This window comes from Paenibacillus sp. TAF43_2 (assembly GCF_052113545.1).
GTDB lineage: Bacteria > Bacillota > Bacilli > Paenibacillales > Paenibacillaceae > Pristimantibacillus.
This window is the reverse complement of sequence record NZ_JBFRDK010000358.1, coordinates 1-1,856: the sequence shown is the minus strand read 5'-3', so window position 1 is coordinate 1,856 and position 1,856 is coordinate 1. Positions and strand designations below refer to the sequence as shown.

Below are 1,856 nucleotides of genomic sequence, written 5' to 3'. Positions count from 1 at the left end.
GTTTACGGATGGACGCGTCATCGGCCTGCATACGGCCAATACGTGCAAGATAGGTTGGCCGCTTGTAACCCATTAACATCGTCGTTAAAGCGGGAATGTCGATAACTACCGATGGTGCGATGCCGCCATGGGTCATATGGCCTTTTCCGTTTGTGTCAACCGTGAGGGTGAAGGTTCCTTGATTCCATTCAAGCATTGGATCATGGAGATTGATAACTATTCTGCTTTCCTTTTCCTGCATTTCAAATGGATATTGCTCGATGAACAATACGATATCTACAATTCGTGCCATGTAATAAGGAGCAATGGTTTCTTTAATATCCCCGTCGTCCAATATAAATGCAAGAGGCTCATCCTTATAGATATCCCCTTTTACAAGCGTAATCATTGAGAAATGGGCACTGACAAAGTTCCATAATCCAGTGCGTGCCTCTTCGTTAATATAGATCATTTCTTTCATGTGAAAGATCTCTTCGGCAATCCAATACAGCAAATACCCCATAGGTGAGTCGTTATTGTCGTAATAGATCGCTACAGTCATATCATCTAAATCCCAGCGCAAATACTCTTCCCAAGCGAGCTCGTTTCGCAGCATAGCACCATGGTGCAAGCGGGCAAATTGCTCATATATTGTTTTGATGTCAGGATGTTCAATGGTTACACGTTCAACATGACCAGGTACGTTTTTTAGCTTAGGCAGCTGAGTGTCCGGAACCTCAAAAGAAATTTTATCGGAAATGATCTCCCAGCCTTTGCGTCTGTAATAAGGAATTGAGTAGGGGTATAAGTAAGAGATCGATTGTTTCCGCTCACGCATTTTGCTTAAGGCAAGCAGCATGAGTTTATTCATCAAGCCCAAATTGGCATATTCGGGATAGGTTCCGACTCCTGTCAGTCCACCCATTTCATAAATATGTCCGTAGATGTTTACCTGAAAGGGATATACAGCAAGCTGAGATATAAGTTTATCGCCATCAAACCACCCTTGAACATCAGCATACTGAAGTACGGGAAGTTTTGCCTTTGCAATCTCTCTATTTTCCCAGCCAAAGGTTTGTAAATCGCGATTGGTCACTTGAAAAACATAGCGCAATAAATTGTTGAATTGCTCGCCATGCTGGGTTTCGATTTTTTTTAACTTGAGTCTGTCATGCAATTTCCGTCGACTCATAGGTGACGACCTCCATTTATTTAAACATATCCAAGTATTTTACCATCCCTTAGAAGTGCAAACAAATTAGCCCTATTTGGAAGGGAATGAAGCACATGATTCGAATTTGCTGATTCAAAATGTCTATTGGAGAATGGTGAAAAGTTTTCTATATGCTGAGGATGTCCTACAATTGATCTGATTAATCAAAAACAGACATGGATGTGAGTTAAGTGAATGCCGAGCTTGGAGGAGTTGGATTTTAAGTTAAATTGGATTTTTTCAAAAAAAAAAAAGGCCATCAAGGATGCCTCAGTTGTAAACAACTCTTCGGTTTAAATAAACGTTGCTGCCATATTTCTTGATTAAACCATGCGATTCTGCTTTTATAAAGCTATGAATTTCTTTTAGGCGCTGCGTCTGTGGCTGGATTGTCTCTTTTACTTTTCCATCTACGGTAACATCGAATACAATTTTCATGATTGCACCTCATTTCTTTTGGTTAATTTCATAATAGTGTTGTTGTATGATGAGATCATAAATTGAAATGCGGACAATTGTAATTTTTTTTGGGAAGCATCATCGCTATGTAAAATATCCAAGGAGAGGTGACAGAATGAGAGAATTGAAATGCGGACAATTGTAATTTTTTTTGGGAAGCATCATCGCTATGTAAAATATCCAAGGAGAGGTGACAGAATGAGAG

At 39.9% G+C, this 1,856-nt stretch carries 2 protein-coding genes; both read right to left on the bottom strand.

Going from position 1 to position 1,856, the window contains the following annotated elements:
• The coding region (locus AB4Z17_RS33345) for a GNAT family N-acetyltransferase (RefSeq protein ID WP_441964730.1) at window positions 1-1,171 on the bottom strand (1,171 nt) is incomplete at its 3' end.
• Between the two features lie 291 nt (window positions 1,172-1,462).
• Window positions 1,463-1,630 (bottom strand): mechanosensitive ion channel protein MscL, encoded by a 168-nt coding sequence (locus tag AB4Z17_RS33340; protein WP_144376707.1) that lies wholly within the window; start codon window positions 1,628-1,630, stop codon window positions 1,463-1,465.
• Window positions 1,631-1,856: the final 226 nt, after the last annotated feature.

Bases quoted from the DNA above. Each gene is read 5' to 3' on its own strand.
- AB4Z17_RS33340 (WP_144376707.1), bottom strand. From the start codon at position 1,630: ATGAAAATTGTATTCGATGTTACCGTAGATGGAAAAGTAAAAGAGACA.